Raw genomic sequence first — 15009 nt, 5'->3', positions numbered from 1 at the left:
ACCACCATGACCACTTCCCACTACATTGCCGGCCGCTGGGTCGACGGCCAGGGCAGCGACTGCATCAGCGTCAACGACCCTGCACTGGGCCAACCGTTTGCCGAACTGATGGCTGCCAGTGCCGAGCAGGTTGACCAGGCCGTGGCCGCCGCACGTGCGGCCCTGCCCGCCTGGAAATGCACCAGCGCCAGTGAGCGCGCAGCGTATCTGCGCGGCTTCGCCGAACAGCTTGGGCAACGCCGCGAAGCGCTGGTCACCCTGCAGATGCGCAACAACGGCAAGCCGCGCCACGAGGCAGAAGTCGACCTGGACGACGCCATCGCGACCTTCGGCTATTACGCCGAGCTGGCTGAACAACTGCCTGGGCAAAACCGCGACGTACCGCTGGCTGCCCCGGGCTTCACCGCCCGCACCCGCCTGGAGCCGGTGGGCGTGGTCGGCCTGATCGTACCCTGGAACTTCCCACTGGTGACCAGCGCCTGGAAGCTTGCCCCGGCCCTGGCCGCTGGCTGCACCGTGGTGCTCAAGCCCTCGGAAGTGACCCCACTGTGCGAACTCGCCTACGGCCAGATCGCCGACACCCTGGGCCTGCCGGCCGGGGTGCTGAATATCGTCAATGGCAAAGCCGAGACGGGTGCCGCGCTGAGCAACCACAACGGCCTGGACAAACTGTCGTTCACAGGCAGCAATAACGTTGGCAGCCAGGTGATGCGCAGCGCAGCCGCGCAATGCCGGCCGGTCACGCTGGAGTTGGGCGGCAAGTCGGCGATCCTGGTGTTCGATGACTGCGACGTCGACTCGGCGGTGCAATGGATCGTTGCCGGCATCTGCTGGAATGCGGGCCAGATGTGCTCGGCCACATCACGCCTGCTGGTACAGGACGGCATTGCCGATGCCCTGCTGCCGCGCCTGCAGGCAGCGCTGGAAAACCTGCGGGTGGGCAGCCCGCTGAGCGAAGAAGCCGACATGGGCCCAGTGACCAGCCAGGCCCAGTGGCTGAAGGTGGCCGGCTACTTTGCCACGGCGCGGGAGGAAGGCTTGCAGTGCCTGGTCGGTGGCAAAGTGCTGGACCGTGGCGGCTGGTTCGTCAGCCCTACCCTGTATGCCGATGTGCCTGAAGGCAGCCGCCTGTGGAACGAAGAAATCTTTGGTCCGGTATTGTGCGCACGGCGCTTCGCCAGCGAACAGCAGGCGATTGCCGAGGCCAACGACAGCCGCTTCGGCCTGGTGGCGACAGTGTGCACCACAGACCTGGCGCGCGCCGAGCGGGTGGCCGATGCGCTAGAGGTGGGCCATGTGTGGATCAACTCGGTGCAGGCGGTGTTCGTCGAGACCTCATGGGGTGGCACCAAGGGCAGCGGTATAGGCCGTGAGCTGGGGCCTTGGGGCTTGTCGGGCTACCAGTCGGTCAAGCATGTAACGCGGTGCCTGGGCTGAACTGTACGGGGCCGCGCGTGGCGGCCCCTTTCGACAGCTTCTGCCATTCATCTAGTCGCGTGCCACTGGCATGAAGCGCATCACGGCGCTTCGTCAGCCGGGCGCGCAGCTTCCTGTACCAGCACCATGCTCTGCGGCGAAGACAAGGCGATACCCTCGTCACGCAGCCGCCCAAGAATGGTGAACAGCAGGTCACTGCGGGTGCCCGACACCTGGCGCGGCCCGGCCACATAGCCACTGACCGCGATCACCATGCCATTGCTGGTCAGGTCCTTGAACGACACCGAGCTGGCGGGCGCGTCCAGAATCGCCTCGTGTTCATGGTAGGCCGCCAGCAGCAACTCACGTACACGGTTGGCATCCGTATCCAGCGGCAGGGTCAAGGTGATGCCGACCACCCCCAGGGCGTTGCCCATGGTCACGTTGCGCACGTTCTGCGAGATGAACTGCGAGTTGGGTACGATCACCGTGGAACGGTCGGACATCTGGATTTCGGTAGCGCGCACGTTGATGCGGCGAATGTCGCCCTCGACGCCGGCCAGGCTGACCCAATCGCCGACCTTAACCGGGCGTTCGGTGAGCAGGATAAGGCCCGAGATGAAGTTCTGCACGATCTGCTGCAGGCCAAAACCGATACCGACCGACAAGGCACTGACCACCCAGGTCAGGCTGGTAAGGTTGATGCGCAGGGTCGACATCACCAGCATGGCCAGGAAAATGAACCCGAGGTAGCCCACCAGGGTGACCAGCGAGGCACGCATGCCGGCATCCATGTCGGTTTCCGGCAACAACCGTTCGCTGAGCCAGCGCTTGACCACCCGGATGGCGAACAAGCCGCCGAGCAGAATCGCCATCGCCAGCAGAATGTCCTGCGGCACGATGTTCAGGTTGCCCAGCAATTTGCCACCGGTACCGTCCCAGTCGCCCAGGCTGAGCAGCAATTCGCTGGGGCTGGTGCCCGACGGCATCAACGCCAGCAGCAGCGCCAGGAACAGCACTACGGTGCGGCCGATACCGGCCAGGATGGTGCTGGCCTGGGCCTGGTGACGTGGCGCCAGCCCCAGGGTCGACGCCAGTGCCAGGCCGCCGGGTTGGCGTGGCGACAGCAGGGTTTCGCACAGGTCGCCGAAGAAGCTGGTCAACAGGTAGGCGCACGTGATCACCAGGCTGACCCACAGCAACTTGGCCGTAAGGAAGTAGGCAAGGGTCAGGTACCCGGTCACCATGGCCAGCATGATAACCCCCAGCCAGATGACCATCACGAACGGGATCAACCCGCCCAGGCCGGTGGGGCGTTCCAGCTCATGCTTGCGCAGGGTGCGGCGGTAGCGCTGCAACGCGCCGGCGAAGATCATCGCCACTACCAGCGCGGTCAGGCCGTTCACCGCCACGGTCAGCGCCAGGCTGGCACCGATCACGGTGTTGATGCGCTCCATGGTCATCATGACCATCAGTGCCAGGGCCAGCACCTTGGGGAACCAGCCCAGCGCGCTGGCCACTTCGTCGTGAATGGCCGGCAGGCGCCAGGACGGGCGCTGCAGCATCAGCATGGCACGGCCCAGGCCCGCGATGAACGCGCTGAACACCACCAGCGCCAGGATGTGGTTGACCAGGCTGGCGATATCGCTGCCCAGTTCGGCATTGCTCTCCAACCCCCAGCGCAGCAGGGAAACCGAACCGGCGATGGTGCCCAGGGTTGCCAGGCTGACCCCCAGCGCCAGGGCACTGCGGCGTAGCCGGCCTTCGGGCAACCAGCGGACCATGGTACGGGCCAATAGCCGCTCTATCCACAGGCGTACCAAGGTCCAGACCAGGATGGCCGCTACCAGGCTGGCCATGAACGGCCAGCGGTGTTCGGGGCTGAACGCGCTGCCAATGGCAACGGCTGCTTCGCCCCGCAGGTCGCGCAGGCGGGCCACGTCATCCTGGGTGGGGCGGATGATGCTCTGCCAGAATGCCGGGCTCAACGGCGAGGCGGCGCGGCTGGTGATCTGCGAGTTGAACTGGCTGCGGCGCAAGTTGACGATTTGCGTGGACAGGTCGCGGGCCGACTGAGTCAGCTTGGTGGCCTGGTCCTGCTGGGCGACCAAGGCCTTTTTCTCGGCCTCCAGGGCCTTGCGCTGCTGGGTCAGGGCCGCAGGCTCGTCGGGCTGGGCCGGGCCAACCACCTTGAGCTTGTCGTCGAGCTTTTCCACATCGGTGGTGCGCTGCGCACTCAAGGCATCAGCCTGGCGCTGAACCTGCATGGCCGCCAGCCGCAACTGCGACAGCAGGTCGTCGTTGGCGTTACTGCTGACGCCTTGGCGAATCTGGTCCAGGCTATCGCTCAACTGCTCGATACTGGCGTTTTCATCCACTGCCGGGGCTGCGGCGTTGGCCGGGTTGGACAACGGCGTGGCGGGGGCCGCCGCGACCGGGCCGGTGAGCACCAGCAGCAGCGCCAGCATGGCCATCAGGCCAGGGCAAAAACGAACAAGGCTCAGACGCCTCATCGAATATTCCTCTTTACAATCCGATTTGGCGGGGGATTCTACGCGGCTTCAAGGCATCAGGAGAGTGCCGTTTCTCGCGTCAGCAGTTGCTGCTTGCGCGCCACGCCCCAACGGTAGCCGCTGATGTCGCCATCCCGGCGCACCACGCGGTGGCAGGGGATGGCCACGGCGATGCGATTGGCCGCACACGCCAGGGCTACCGCTCGCACCGCCTTGGGCGCGCCAATGCGTTCGGCAAGGTCGCTGTAGCTGATGCGGCTGCCAGCCGGCACCTCGCGCAGGGCTTGCCACACGCGCTCCTGGAACGCTGTGCCTTGTACATCCAGCGGCAGGCCCAGGCCCAGCGTCGGGGCCTCGACGAACCCCACCACCTCGGCAACCAGTTGCTCATAACCGCGGTCACCGCCGATCAACCGGGCCTTGGGGAACTGATCCTGAAGTTCATGCAGCAGGATCTCCGGGTCGTCGCCTAGCAGGATCGCGCAAATGCCTTTGTCGCTTTGGGCCACCAGGATGGCGCCCAAGTAGCACTGGCCGAGGGCAAAATGAATGGTGGCCCCTAGGCCCCCGGCGCGGTACTGCCGGGGGCGCATGCCCAGGCGCTGGTCGGCGCTGGCATAGAAGTGGCTGTTGGAGGTGTAGCCGGCGTCGTAGATGGCATCGGTGACCGAGCACCGAGCATCTTCCAGGTGTGCGCGCAGGCGCCGGGCGCGAAAAGCGGTGGCGTAGGCCTTGGGGGTAACGCCGGTTTCGGCTTTGAACAGCCGGTGCAGGTGGTACGGGCTGACGGCCAGTTGCGCAGCGAGCTGGTCGAGGCTGGGGCTGGGGTCGCTGGCTTCGATCAGGCGGCAGGCGCGGATGACTAGCTGGCTATGGCGCGCCGCACTGGGCTTGGCGCCAGCGGTGCAGCGCTTGCACGCACGGTAGCCAGCGGCTTCGGCTAACGCAGGGGTATCGAAGAACTCGACGTTGCCGCGCTTGGCCAGCCGCGACTTGCAGTTCGGGTGGCAATAGATGCCGGTGGTGCGCACGGCATAGACGAAGTGCCCGACCGCAGCGGGGTCGCGGGCTTCGACGGCTTGCCAGCGTTGGTCGGGGGTGGTGTAGGCGGTCATTGGGTATGCTTCCAGACTCGTGCGGCCGGCTCCGGCCTTGGCGGTGTAAAAACCTCAGGCGCGCCACAGGTACCAGGCCGCCACGGTTCGGTATGGCCGCCAGGCGCCGCCCAGCGAACGCATCTGCGCCGGGGTCGGCGCCTTGTCCAGGCCCTTGAGGCGGCGATACCCCTCGCGCACGCCAAAATCGTCGACGGGCAGGATATCCGACCGCTCCAGGCTATAGATCAGCAGCATTTCCACCGTCCACCGCCCTACCCCGCGCAGCGCTACCAGGCGTTCGATCAGAGCGTCGTCACTCATGGCCAGTGCTGCTTCGCGGGTCGGCACCAGGCCGTCCAGCCTGGCTTGGGCAATGCCCTGGATAGTCGCCATCTTGCTCGCCGAAAAACCGCAGGCGCGCAGGGTTTGCGGGCTTGCGGCCAGTAACTGCTCGGGCGGCGGAAACGCATGCTGCGGGAACAACGCCAGCAACCGGCCCAGGATAGCCTCGGCCGCCCGGGCATGCAGCTGCTGGTAGGCAATCGCGCGCACCAGTGCCTCGTAAGGTTCGCGGCCAGGGGTGGCCTGGTGCAGGCATGGCCCGGTCGCGGCGACATGCCGCGCCCAGTCAGGGTCGAGCGCCGCCAGGTATTCGCCGGCTTGGCGGTAAGCCGCAGGGGAAAGGTCGGCCAGAATCATGGCGGCTCCATCAAGTCGAGTGCAGGTGCAGCTTAGCGCAGCCGTTCATCGGGGGAACGCCGGTTCTTGCGCGGCTAATTCCTGGCCCACCATTGCCCCGCGCCATCCTCCGCGCATAGAATTGAGAACTGTTCACATTCGCACACCTCATGGGACCGCCCTTGGCAACGATGCAGATCAACGACACGCTCAAACCGGCCGAGGTCGCTCTGCTCTACCAGTCCCACCATGCCTGGCTGCGTGGCTGGCTGCGCAGCCGCGTGGGGTGCAGTGAACATGCGGCCGATCTGGCCCAGGATACCTTTGTGCGGGTATTGCGCGCGCGCCAGGCATCGCCGTTGAAAGAACCGCGCGCCTACCTGAGCAGCATTGCCCGCGGCTTGATGATCGACCAGTTCCGCCGACGCGCACTGGAGCGGGCCTACCAGCAGAGCCTGGCCCAGGTGCCAGAAACCGAAGTGCCCAGCGAAGAGGCCCGGTTACTCATCCTCGATGCCCTGGCGCGCCTGGACCGCGCCCTGCATCAGCTCAAACCGCGGGCGCGCCAGGCCTTCCTGCTGGCCCAGCTGGACGGTTTGAGCATTGTCCAGATCGCCCGGCAGCTGCACGTGTCGCGCGCGACCATCGAGCGCGACCTGGCCAGCGCCCTGGGTGTCTGCTACCGGTTGCGCTATGCCGATGCCTGATGCCACCCCCACCCAAGCCCAGGTTGACCAGGCCATCGACTGGCTGGTGAAGCTGCGCTTCGACAGCCCCTGCCCGCGTACCCGGCAACAGTTTGAGCAATGGCTGGCTAGCCACCCGCATCACCCACTGGCCTGGCAGCGCGTAAGCCTGCTCAGCGACGAACTGGCAGGGCTGCCCAAGGACCTGAGCCGGCGCACCCTGGAAGGCAGCCAGCAGCAGCGTGGCAGCCGACGCAACCACCTCAAGCTGCTAGCGCTGCTGGCCGTCGGCGGCAGCCTGGGCCTGGCGGCGCGTGAACCACTGGGTTTACCTCAGCTTCTGGCCGACAACAGCACCGCCGTCGGCGAGCGTCGCCAGGTGCAGGGGCGCGACGGCAGCCGTATCCAGTTGAACACTGCCAGCGCCATCGACCTGGACTACAGCGTTGAACAGCGCCAGCTGGCGCTGCTACGCGGTGAAGTGAGCCTGGAGAGCAACGCCAACGACCACCGGCCGTTCCTGATCGAAACGCCGGTTGGGCGGCTGGTCACCCTGGACGGCCAGTTGCTGCTGCGTGAAAACCGCCAGGGCCTGCTGCTGGCGGTGCGTCGCGGCCAGGTCACGCTGTTTCCCGCCTCGGCACTGCGCAAGCAAGTGCAGCCGGGCGAGACCTTGCAGGTGCGGCGCGACGGCCGTGTCCAGGCCGTAACGTTGCACAGTGACCCGTGGGGCTGGACTGACGGCGTACTCAGCGTGCAGCAGATGCCGCTTGGCGAGTTTGTCGCCGAACTGGGTCGTTATCGCCCCGGCCTGCTGCGCTGTGCGCCGGAAGTGGCCAGCCTGGTGGTGTCTGGCACCTTCCAGTTGAGCGACACCGGCGCCATCCTGCACCTGCTCAGCCGGAGCCTGCCGGTGCGGGTCGAGTACCATACCCGGTATTGGGTCAGCATCGCAGCCGCCTGACGCTTGCAGGAGCAACTGTCTTTCTCAAAATTTGAAAAGCCTGCGCGATTCATTGTAGGAGCGGGTTCACCCGTGAAAGGGCCAGGCCTGCGGGCCAGTTTCTGCCAGGCATTGTGCATTGCCGGCACCACCGTATTCGCGGGTGAACCCGCTCCTACATCGATCGATGATACCGGCCCGGCCCCGCAGGGCTACCGGCCCCCGGCGCGTTGTAGGAGCGGGTTTACCCGCGAAAGGGCCGGGCCTGCGGGCCAGTTTCTGCGCATTGTGCATTGCCGGCACCACCGTATTCGCGGGTGAACCCGCTCCTACATCGATCGATGATACCGGCCCGGCCCCGCAGAGCTACCGGCCCCCCCCCGCCCGTTGTAGGAGCGGGTTTACCCGCGAAAGGGCCAGGCCTGCGGGCCAGTTTCTGCCAGGCATTGTGCATTGCCGGCACCACCGTATTCGCGGGTGAACCCGCTCCTACATCGATCGATGATGCCGGCCCGGCCCCGCAGGGCTACCGGCCACCCCAGCCCGTTGTAGAAGCCGTCAGTCCGCCAACGCGCGCAGGCGGCCCGCAGCCCGAAACGACTGCCGGGCAAAGCACACGAACAGCCCGGCCATCAGCGCCAGCGCCATTGGCAGGCCATGCGGCGCCACGCCCATCGCCGCGCCACTGACCAATGGCCCTACTAGGCTGCCTACGCCCCACAGCAGGCCCACGCTGGCATTGGCGGTGACCAGGTCCTGGCCCTTGAAGCGCTGGCCGATCAGCACCAACGCCAAGGTATAGATCCCCCCCGCCACCGCCCCCAGCACCACCAGCAGCGGCCACAACAGCCACGTCAAGTCCAGCAACCAGGGCAAACCTATACCGATCGACATCGCCACCAGCCCGCACACCAGGTGCAGCCCGGTGCGCTCGACCCGATCGGCCAGCCAGCCAAGCGGCAGCTGGAACAACATGTCGCCGGCAAACACCACCGTCACCATCAACGCCGCCACACCCACGGCGAAGCCATGGCTGCTGGCGTATACCGGCAGCAACGACAGCACCACGGCGTCGAAGAACGAGAAGAACAGCACCGCCATGCACAACGCCGGCGCCACCCGGAAGAACCCCGCCAGGCCAAAGCTTTTCTCGCCTTCTTCGTGCGCCACATGGTCATTGGGCACCGTCAGCACGATGCACAGCAAGGCCAGGCCATAGCCAACGGTGACCACGCCAGTGATCCATGGGCTGTCCGCCCCCAGTACTGCCAGCATGGCCGGGCCGAGCACCTGGAAGCCGGTAAAGCTGGTGGCATACAGGGCCATGATCTTGCCGCGGTTGTGCTCCGGGCACAATTCGTTGACCCACGACTCGCCCAGGATGATGGCGATACCCATGCCCAGCCCCAGGCAAAGGCGCAGCAGCGCCAGCAGCCACAGCGAGCCAAAGGCCGCTTCGAGCAGGGCGATGCTGAGTGTGCACAGGCTGAAACACAGCAGGTAGATGGTGCGCCGGGTGAGGTGGCGGCAGCAGGCATCGACCAGGAATGCCGAAAGCATCATGCCGGCAGCAGGAATAGCCGAGATGATGCCGATTTCCAGGGTGCCCGCCCCTGCTTCATGCAGGCGCAACGAAACCAGGGGCAGGCTCGCCCCCAGGCTGAAACCCACGACCGAAACGGCGAACAACAGGCCCGCCAGCAAACGCATGTTCATGTACCACTCCTTGCAAACCGGAAAAACGTGCAGACACAGGCGCGCAGGCCAAAGTGGCCAGCGGCGCGAACGCGCAGATCAGGTCAGGCGAAGTGTGGCGAGAAGGTGAAGGCAAACAGCACGCTGCGACGGCGCTTGAGTACCGTGTCGCTCGGCCACGCATGGCGCAAGCCCTGAAGGGCAGGCTGGCGGGCGCTGGGCAGTGACGGGGTACGGCGCATTGCTTGGCTACTACGCAGGTGGGAGGGGAAAGTGGCGGCACTCTAGGCCAAGGACAGTCCGGCCGTCAATCGGCAGGGGCCGCCGCATGCAGCGGCCCCGACGAAATCAGCGCTTGCCCGTATTGGGCAGGAACACCGCCAGCAATCCGAACAGCGGCAGGAACGAACAGACGCCATAGACGTATTCGATGCCCCGCAAGTCTGCCACGTACCCCAGCAGCGCCGCACCGATGCCGCCAAAGCCGAACATCAGGCCGAAGAAGATGCCGGCAATCATGCCCACGCTGCCCGGCACGAGCTCCTGCGCATACACCACGATGGCGGAAAACGCCGAAGCCAGAATGAAGCCGATCACCACGCTCAGTACCGTGGTCCAGAACAGATCGGCATAGGGCAGCGCCAGGGTGAACGGGGTCACGCCCAGGATCGAGAACCAGATCACCGCCTTGCGCCCGATACGGTCACCGATCGGCCCACCGAAGAAGGTCCCCGCCGCCACGGCCCCAAGGAACAGGAACAGGTGCAACTGCGAGCTGGCTACCGATACCGCGAATTTCTCGATCAGGTAGAAGGTGAAGTAGCTGGTGAAACTGGCCATGTAGAAGTACTTGGAGAACACCAGCAAGCCCAACACGATCAGCGCCACGATCACCCGCTGGCGGGAGATGCCATGGGTGGCCTGCACCGCCTTGCGTGCTTTGGCCTGGTTAAGGTGTTCCTTGTACCAGCCACGCAGCATCAGGGTTACGCCAAGGAAGAACAACGCCGCCAGGCCGAACCAGGCGACGTGGGTCTGGCCGAACGGAATGACGATGGCCGCCGCCAGCAACGGGCCCAGCGCCGAACCGGTGTTGCCCCCCACCTGGAAAGTTGACTGGGCCAGGCCGAAGCGCCCGCCGGAGGCCAGCCGCGCGATACGCGAGGTTTCGGGGTGGAAGGTGGAGGAACCGATGCCCACCAGTGCAGACGCCAGCAGGATCATCGGGAAGCTGCCGACGAAGGCCAGCATCACGATCCCCACCAGGGTGCACAAGGTGCCCAGCGGCAGCAGGTTCGGTGCCGGCCGACGGTCGGTGAAAAAGCCGACCCAGGGCTGCAACAGCGAGGCGGTGATCTGGAACGTCAGGGTGATCATGCCGATCTGGGCGAAGCTCAGGTTGTAATTGGCCTTGAGCATCGGGTAGATCGCCGGCAGTACCGACTGGATCAGGTCGTTGATCAGGTGCGCCAGCGCGCAGAAACCGATGATACGCATCACCAGCGGCGTGGCCTGGTTGGCCGGTGCCTGGCTGGATGCGGTGGAGGCGCTACTGGTGGCCATTTGCCTAAATCTCCGTCCTCAGGTTTGGGATCCGATTATCGGGAAACAAATAGATACTTAGCTACCTTTTTTTCCCTCTGTCGCGACGTTCTTGAAAATGGTTCTCAATATAATTAGCATCCTTGTCTACTTCTCCTGTCATCGTTGGGCCCACTGGCCCCACTCGCGAGCAGACCGTACCCATGAGCCCGATGGCCGCCAAACAGCTGCAACCCGACCCCGAGCAGGAAGCGCTCGAGTGGTTCTCGGCGTTGCGCCACCCCAACTGTGACGACGCCCAGCGCCAGGCCTTCGCGGCCTGGTGCCAAGCCGCTGAAAACGCCCAGGCCTATGCCGAGCTGGAGCGTTTCTGGCAGCAGGTGCAGCCCTCACCCGCCCGCCCTCGCCCACGGCCGCCAAGCGAGCGCCGCAGTCACCTGGGCAAATGGGTGGCGCTGTTCTTTCTCCTGGGCCTGGCCGCCGCTACCTACCTTTACTGGCCGTGGATGCAGCGCCTGGCCAGCGAGCTGCACACCGATGTGGGCGAGCGGCGCAGCACGCGCCTGGCCGATGGCACGACCTTGAGCCTGGACAGCGCCAGTGCGATGAACGTGAACCTGCGCGGCCGTACCCGCCAGCTGCATCTGGTACAGGGCCAGGTGTACCTGCAGGTGGCGCTCGATGGGCGCGCCCTGGAGGTGGCAGTGGGTAACGCACGCATCCAGGTGTTCGGCACCCGCCTGCAAGTCACCCGCCATGCCAACCATGACGAACTGGTGGTCATCAGTGGCAAGGCCATGGTCGTGCAGGGAGGTGAGCAGCGCCTGGTCTCGACAGGTGAACGGGTAACCTTCGATGACACGCGCATCGGCGCGGTACGCCCAGCGGACCTGAAAACCGTAGACAGTTGGCGCAGCGGCTATCTGAAGGCCAGCGACATGCCGCTGGGGCAGGTGCTGGAGCGCCTGGCCAGCTACCAGGGCCAGCGGGTATGGCTTATGGATGAACAACTGGCCCATCGCCGTGTAAGCGGCGATTTCAACCTCGACCGCGCCGGGGAAACCCTGCAATCCCTGGCCGCCGCCCAGCATCTGCAGCTACAAGGCGTGCTCGGGCACTGGCTTGTGGTGCGCTAGAACCGGCACTGGCCGCTAAGTTTTTGAAAGCGTGCAAATTTTTTTTGAAATGAGTGTTGACAGGGGGGGCGTTCAAGAGAATAATGCGCGCCATCGGCTACATAGCTCAGTTGGTTAGAGCATAGCATTCATAATGCTGGGGTCCGGGGTTCAAGTCCCTGTGTAGCCACCAAACAAGACGAAGGGCTTACCGCAAGGTAGGCCCTTTTTCTTTGCCTGCGAGAACTGCCGCATCGAAAGCAGCCCCGGGGCTGCTACTCCTTCTTGCCCCTTGGGCATCAGCGGATGCCGCTCACTGCCACAGTCAACCCGAGCCCGATCAGCGCCACGCCGATCACCCGGTCCAACAGCACTTGGCGGTCGATCATGGCCTTGCGCAAGGCAGTGCTGGAAAAAAACACCGCGACCAGGCTGAACCACAGCCAGTGCGCGAACGACATGAACGCACCATAGGCAAATGCCAGCTGCAACGAGCTGCCCGGTTGCACGACCTGGGTGTAGGCACTGACCACGAACAACATGGTCTTGGGGTTCAGTGCGTTGGTCAAAAACCCCGTGCGCAGGGCTTGCAGCACCGAGGCACTGTTAGGCGCCCCACCCTCAAGGCTGATGCGTCGGGTATTGGTGACCGACTTGTACCCCAGGTAGATCAGATACCCGGCGCCCACCACCTTCATGGCCAGGAACAGCATCGGGCTCTGGCTGATGATCACGGCAATGCCCAGTACCGTGTACAGCACGTGCACCTGGACCCCCAAGGCGATCCCCACTGCGGCAGCCAGCCCGGCCTTGCGGCCTTGTGCATAACTGCTGCGGGTCACCATGGCGAAGTCGGCACCGGGGCTGATGACGGCGAGCAGGGTAAATACGGCGACGGCGACGAGTTCGGTCATGGGGATAGCCCTCGATAGGCGATGAAAATGCACAGACCGAGAATTATCGGGAGCTTACGATGCAGGGAAAATCGATTTATCGTGGCGTAAATCTGATAGTTTCAGTCACAGATACCTAGCGCCTGCTCAGCCAGCGTGTGATTGTGCAGGCTGCCCAACGCTGCAGTACCGGCTTGGAGAACTGCCATGAAACTGCCCCCACTCAACGCCTTCCGCTACTTCGACATCGCCGCCCAAAGCGAAAGCTTCGTGCGCGCCGCCGAACACCTGCACGTCACCCACGGCGCCGTCAGCCGGCAAGTGCGCTTGCTCGAAGAAAGCCTTGGCGTAGACCTGTTCGAACGCCGCAACCGGGCCATTTTTCTCACCGCCGCCGGCCGCGCGCTGCACGGCACCACCCAGGCGATCTTCGAACAACTGGAAGGCGCCGTGCAGCGCTTGCAACACAAGGCCCGCGACAATGTGCTGGTGCTGTCCTGCGAACCGACCATCGCCATGCGCTGGCTGATCCCGCGGCTGCCGCGTTTCCATGCAGCCCACCCCGACCTGCAGTTGCACCTGGTAGCCGCTGGCGGTCCGCTGGACTTCGCCCGCGGCGGCGTCGACCTGGCCATCCGCCGTGACGACTTCCATTGGGGTAACCAGTTGTTCAACCAGAAGGTCTGCGATGAGTGGGTCGGCCCGGTGTGTCGCCCCAGCGCCGGGTTCCGGCTCGACGGCCAACGCCTGCTGCACAGCACCACCCGCCCCGCTGCCTGGCCCACCTGGCTGCGCCTCAGCGGCCAACGGGCGCGGCACTGCGAACGCAGCGACTACGAGCATTTCTATCTGTCGATCCAGGCCGCCAGCGCCGGTTTGGGCGTGGCCATGGCCTCTGCCTTGATGGTGCGCGACGAACTCGACAGCGGACAGTTGCAGGCGCCGTTCGGGTTTATCCGCGATGGCTCGGCCTACCACCTGCTCAGCCCCCAGCCGTTGAACGATGGCGGCAAGCGCCAGCGCTTCACAGGCTGGGTCGTGGAAGAGTGCCACGCCTGTCTGGCTCATTTGGGCTTGTTGCAGCCTGACGCCCCGGCACCGCCGTTGCCGGGCCAGCCGCGCTAGGCGATATTAACCAGGCAGCACGCAGGGTCAGTCTTCAAGCAGGGTACAAGCCATCACCAGGGCATCTTCACGGCCACCCGCCACTGGGTAATAGTCACGGCGACGGCCGATTTCGTTGAAGCCGTAGCGCTCGTACAAGCGGTAGGCCGACTGGTTGCTGGCGCGCACTTCCAGGAAGCATTCGCGGCCATTGAGCTGGTAGGCACGGGCCATCAGGTGCTCTAGCAGGCGCAGGCCCAGGCCGCAGCCCTGGTTCTCGGGTTTGACGGTAATGTTGAGCAGGTGCGCTTCGTCGATGATCACGTTGATCACCCCGTGGCCCACTTGCTGCTCGCCATCGAACATCAGCCAGACTTCGTAGGATTTGAGCGCATCCTGGAAAATCCCGCGGGTCCAGGGGTGGCTGAACGCGGCATATTCGATCTTAAGTACGGCATCCAGATCCGCCTCGGTCATCGGGCGAAAACTGATCGAGTCACTCATTCAACGCTCTTCCAGCGCGCCATCAGCTGGCGCATGGCTTTCCAGACGTCCGCCTTGCGCTGCGGCTCGTCCATCAACAGTTCCAGGCCCGGCAAGACCCAGGCATCGCCCAGGCCGTCGAGCTTCAGGGTTTGGTAATAGGCCTGGGCGTCGGCGTTGGCGGCAAAGCGCACCGCTGGCAGGCCCACCAGCCAGAGGCAGGTGCACGGCGCGTCTTCCAGGCGCGCCTGGACAAAACCCTGGACAAAATCACGTGCCGCCTCCGGGCCCTGGTCCATGTTGCCGCGTACCAGCAACGGCCAGCACACCGGCTCGCCGATGATCTGCGGTGCATCGGGTAGCCCGGCGGCGCGCAGCATGTCCTTGAGCAGCAGGTAGGAAGGGTCGCGACTCTGGAACGGCTGGCCGGTGGCCAGTTCGACCAGCAGCAGGCAACTGCCGGCGCGCAGCAACTGCAGCGCGAAACGTGGCGGTGGCACCGGCGCCGGCCTTGGTGGTGCGGGTTGCGCCTCGGCCTCGACCGCCTTGACCGCCGGCTTGGGCCCACTGCCGGGCCGCGGGATCTCGATTTTGGGCCGCTCTGCGGAGCGCGCCTGGGGTGCGATTGGCTTTTCGTTGCCAGGGGCTGGCGGCAGCACATCGAAGTCGAGGTCCTCGACCGGGGCCACCGGCAGCAGCAACTCGGGGCGCGACGGCGCAGCGAACGGCAGTTCGGCGCGCGGCAGCCAGTGCACCACTTGCATGGCGGAAAGGAAGGCGCGGCGGCGGGGTTCGGTGAGCAAGGGGCAGGGTCCGAGGGGTGGAGGCAGTTGGGCATTCTAAC

The 15009-nt window shown here is 65.1% G+C and carries 14 protein-coding genes and 1 tRNA gene; 6 read left to right on the top strand and 9 right to left on the bottom strand.

All coding sequences use genetic code 11. The features are described 5' to 3' along the window. Positions 1 to 6 precede the first annotated feature (6 nt). The gene (locus K4A76_RS03675; RefSeq protein ID WP_274411581.1) at positions 7 to 1437 is read left to right on the top strand and encodes an aldehyde dehydrogenase family protein; all 1431 of its coding nucleotides are present in this window, start codon (positions 7 to 9) and stop codon (positions 1435 to 1437) included. A gap of 80 nt (positions 1438 to 1517) precedes the next feature. Here the strand turns inward: K4A76_RS03675 and K4A76_RS03670 are convergent, their stop codons facing one another. Genes K4A76_RS03670 through K4A76_RS03660 form a run of 3 tightly spaced genes read right to left on the bottom strand, consistent with a single transcriptional unit; the run spans position 1518 to position 5725 of the window. After that, on the bottom strand, positions 1518 to 3929 hold the full coding sequence (locus tag K4A76_RS03670) for a DUF3772 domain-containing protein (protein WP_274411580.1): 2412 nt from the start codon (positions 3927 to 3929) through the stop codon (positions 1518 to 1520). Positions 3930 to 3985: 56 nt separating this feature from the next. After that, entirely contained in the window at positions 3986 to 5044 is a 1059-nt protein-coding gene (gene ada / locus K4A76_RS03665) for a bifunctional DNA-binding transcriptional regulator/O6-methylguanine-DNA methyltransferase Ada (RefSeq protein ID WP_274411579.1), read from the bottom strand. Positions 5045 to 5098: 54 nt separating this feature from the next. Further along, a complete protein-coding gene (locus tag K4A76_RS03660; protein WP_054903916.1) occupies positions 5099 to 5725 on the bottom strand; it encodes a DNA-3-methyladenine glycosylase family protein in 627 nt (208 codons plus the stop codon). Positions 5726 to 5895: 170 nt separating this feature from the next. Between K4A76_RS03660 and K4A76_RS03655 the strand changes: the two genes are divergently transcribed. Both K4A76_RS03655 and K4A76_RS03650 read left to right on the top strand, forming a co-directional pair. Beyond that, positions 5896 to 6411 carry a sigma-70 family RNA polymerase sigma factor gene (locus K4A76_RS03655; RefSeq protein ID WP_009686121.1) on the top strand — a complete coding sequence of 172 codons (516 nt, stop codon included), beginning with the start codon at positions 5896 to 5898 and terminating at the stop codon, positions 6409 to 6411. Then, positions 6398 to 7354 carry a FecR domain-containing protein gene (locus K4A76_RS03650; RefSeq protein WP_274411578.1) on the top strand — a complete coding sequence of 319 codons (957 nt, stop codon included), beginning with the start codon at positions 6398 to 6400 and terminating at the stop codon, positions 7352 to 7354. The genes K4A76_RS03655 and K4A76_RS03650 overlap by 14 nt, the downstream gene beginning before the upstream one ends. 537 nt (positions 7355 to 7891) lie before the next feature. Here K4A76_RS03650 and K4A76_RS03645 read toward each other — a convergent pair. The 3 genes from K4A76_RS03645 to K4A76_RS03635 all read right to left on the bottom strand — a co-directional run bounded on the left by K4A76_RS03645 (position 7892) and on the right by K4A76_RS03635 (position 10591). Next, positions 7892 to 9049, bottom strand: coding sequence for an MFS transporter (locus K4A76_RS03645; RefSeq protein WP_274411577.1), 1158 nt, complete (start codon positions 9047 to 9049; stop codon positions 7892 to 7894). A gap of 83 nt (positions 9050 to 9132) precedes the next feature. Continuing rightward, the gene (locus tag K4A76_RS03640; RefSeq protein WP_165944152.1) at positions 9133 to 9270 is read right to left on the bottom strand and encodes a hypothetical protein; all 138 of its coding nucleotides are present in this window, start codon (positions 9268 to 9270) and stop codon (positions 9133 to 9135) included. Between the two features lie 106 nt (positions 9271 to 9376). Next, entirely contained in the window at positions 9377 to 10591 is a 1215-nt protein-coding gene (locus tag K4A76_RS03635; RefSeq protein WP_009686117.1) for an MFS transporter, read from the bottom strand. A gap of 191 nt (positions 10592 to 10782) precedes the next feature. Here K4A76_RS03635 and K4A76_RS03630 point away from each other — a divergent pair, with 191 nt between their 5' ends. Together K4A76_RS03630 and K4A76_RS03625 are read left to right on the top strand one after the other, a co-directional pair. Beyond that, a complete protein-coding gene (locus K4A76_RS03630) occupies positions 10783 to 11706 on the top strand; it encodes a FecR family protein (protein WP_274411575.1) in 924 nt (307 codons plus the stop codon). A gap of 95 nt (positions 11707 to 11801) precedes the next feature. Beyond that, positions 11802 to 11878 (top strand) — tRNA-Met (locus K4A76_RS03625). Positions 11879 to 11984: 106 nt separating this feature from the next. On the opposite strand, the gene K4A76_RS03620 is transcribed toward K4A76_RS03625, so the two are convergent. Then, a complete protein-coding gene (locus K4A76_RS03620) occupies positions 11985 to 12599 on the bottom strand; it encodes a LysE family translocator (protein WP_274411574.1) in 615 nt (204 codons plus the stop codon). A 186-nt stretch (positions 12600 to 12785) separates the two neighbouring features. Here K4A76_RS03620 and K4A76_RS03615 point away from each other — a divergent pair, with 186 nt between their 5' ends. Continuing rightward, a complete protein-coding gene (locus tag K4A76_RS03615) occupies positions 12786 to 13703 on the top strand; it encodes a LysR substrate-binding domain-containing protein (protein WP_274411572.1) in 918 nt (305 codons plus the stop codon). A gap of 27 nt (positions 13704 to 13730) precedes the next feature. Here K4A76_RS03615 and rimI read toward each other — a convergent pair whose 3' ends face one another. Both rimI and K4A76_RS03605 read right to left on the bottom strand, forming a co-directional pair. After that, the gene (rimI, locus tag K4A76_RS03610; RefSeq protein WP_029887538.1) at positions 13731 to 14186 is read right to left on the bottom strand and encodes a ribosomal protein S18-alanine N-acetyltransferase; all 456 of its coding nucleotides are present in this window, start codon (positions 14184 to 14186) and stop codon (positions 13731 to 13733) included. Next, on the bottom strand, positions 14183 to 14968 hold the full coding sequence (locus K4A76_RS03605; RefSeq protein WP_274411571.1) for an energy transducer TonB: 786 nt from the start codon (positions 14966 to 14968) through the stop codon (positions 14183 to 14185). Before K4A76_RS03605 ends, rimI begins: the two co-directional genes overlap by 4 nt. Between the last annotated feature and the right edge of the window lie 41 nt (positions 14969 to 15009).

This window comes from Pseudomonas sp. NEEL19 (assembly GCF_028751975.1).
Lineage (GTDB): Bacteria > Pseudomonadota > Gammaproteobacteria > Pseudomonadales > Pseudomonadaceae > Aquipseudomonas > Aquipseudomonas juntendi.
This window is presented reverse-complemented; position numbering and strand designations above follow the sequence as displayed.

Coding starts and splice junctions, on each gene's coding strand:
- ada (WP_274411579.1), bottom strand. CDS start 5,044: ATGACCGCCTACACCACCCCCGACCAACGCTGGCAAGCCGTCGAAGCC.
- K4A76_RS03645 (WP_274411577.1), bottom strand. CDS start 9,049: ATGAACATGCGTTTGCTGGCGGGCCTGTTGTTCGCCGTTTCGGTCGTG.
- K4A76_RS03630 (WP_274411575.1), top strand. CDS start 10,783: ATGGCCGCCAAACAGCTGCAACCCGACCCCGAGCAGGAAGCGCTCGAG.
- K4A76_RS03650 (WP_274411578.1), top strand. CDS start 6,398: ATGCCGATGCCTGATGCCACCCCCACCCAAGCCCAGGTTGACCAGGCC.
- K4A76_RS03675 (WP_274411581.1), top strand. CDS start 7: ATGACCACTTCCCACTACATTGCCGGCCGCTGGGTCGACGGCCAGGGC.
- K4A76_RS03615 (WP_274411572.1), top strand. CDS start 12,786: ATGAAACTGCCCCCACTCAACGCCTTCCGCTACTTCGACATCGCCGCC.
- K4A76_RS03660 (WP_054903916.1), bottom strand. CDS start 5,725: ATGATTCTGGCCGACCTTTCCCCTGCGGCTTACCGCCAAGCCGGCGAA.
- K4A76_RS03635 (WP_009686117.1), bottom strand. CDS start 10,591: ATGGCCACCAGTAGCGCCTCCACCGCATCCAGCCAGGCACCGGCCAAC.
- K4A76_RS03655 (WP_009686121.1), top strand. CDS start 5,896: ATGCAGATCAACGACACGCTCAAACCGGCCGAGGTCGCTCTGCTCTAC.
- K4A76_RS03640 (WP_165944152.1), bottom strand. CDS start 9,270: ATGCGCCGTACCCCGTCACTGCCCAGCGCCCGCCAGCCTGCCCTTCAG.
- K4A76_RS03620 (WP_274411574.1), bottom strand. CDS start 12,599: ATGACCGAACTCGTCGCCGTCGCCGTATTTACCCTGCTCGCCGTCATC.
- K4A76_RS03670 (WP_274411580.1), bottom strand. CDS start 3,929: ATGAGGCGTCTGAGCCTTGTTCGTTTTTGCCCTGGCCTGATGGCCATG.
- rimI (WP_029887538.1), bottom strand. CDS start 14,186: ATGAGTGACTCGATCAGTTTTCGCCCGATGACCGAGGCGGATCTGGAT.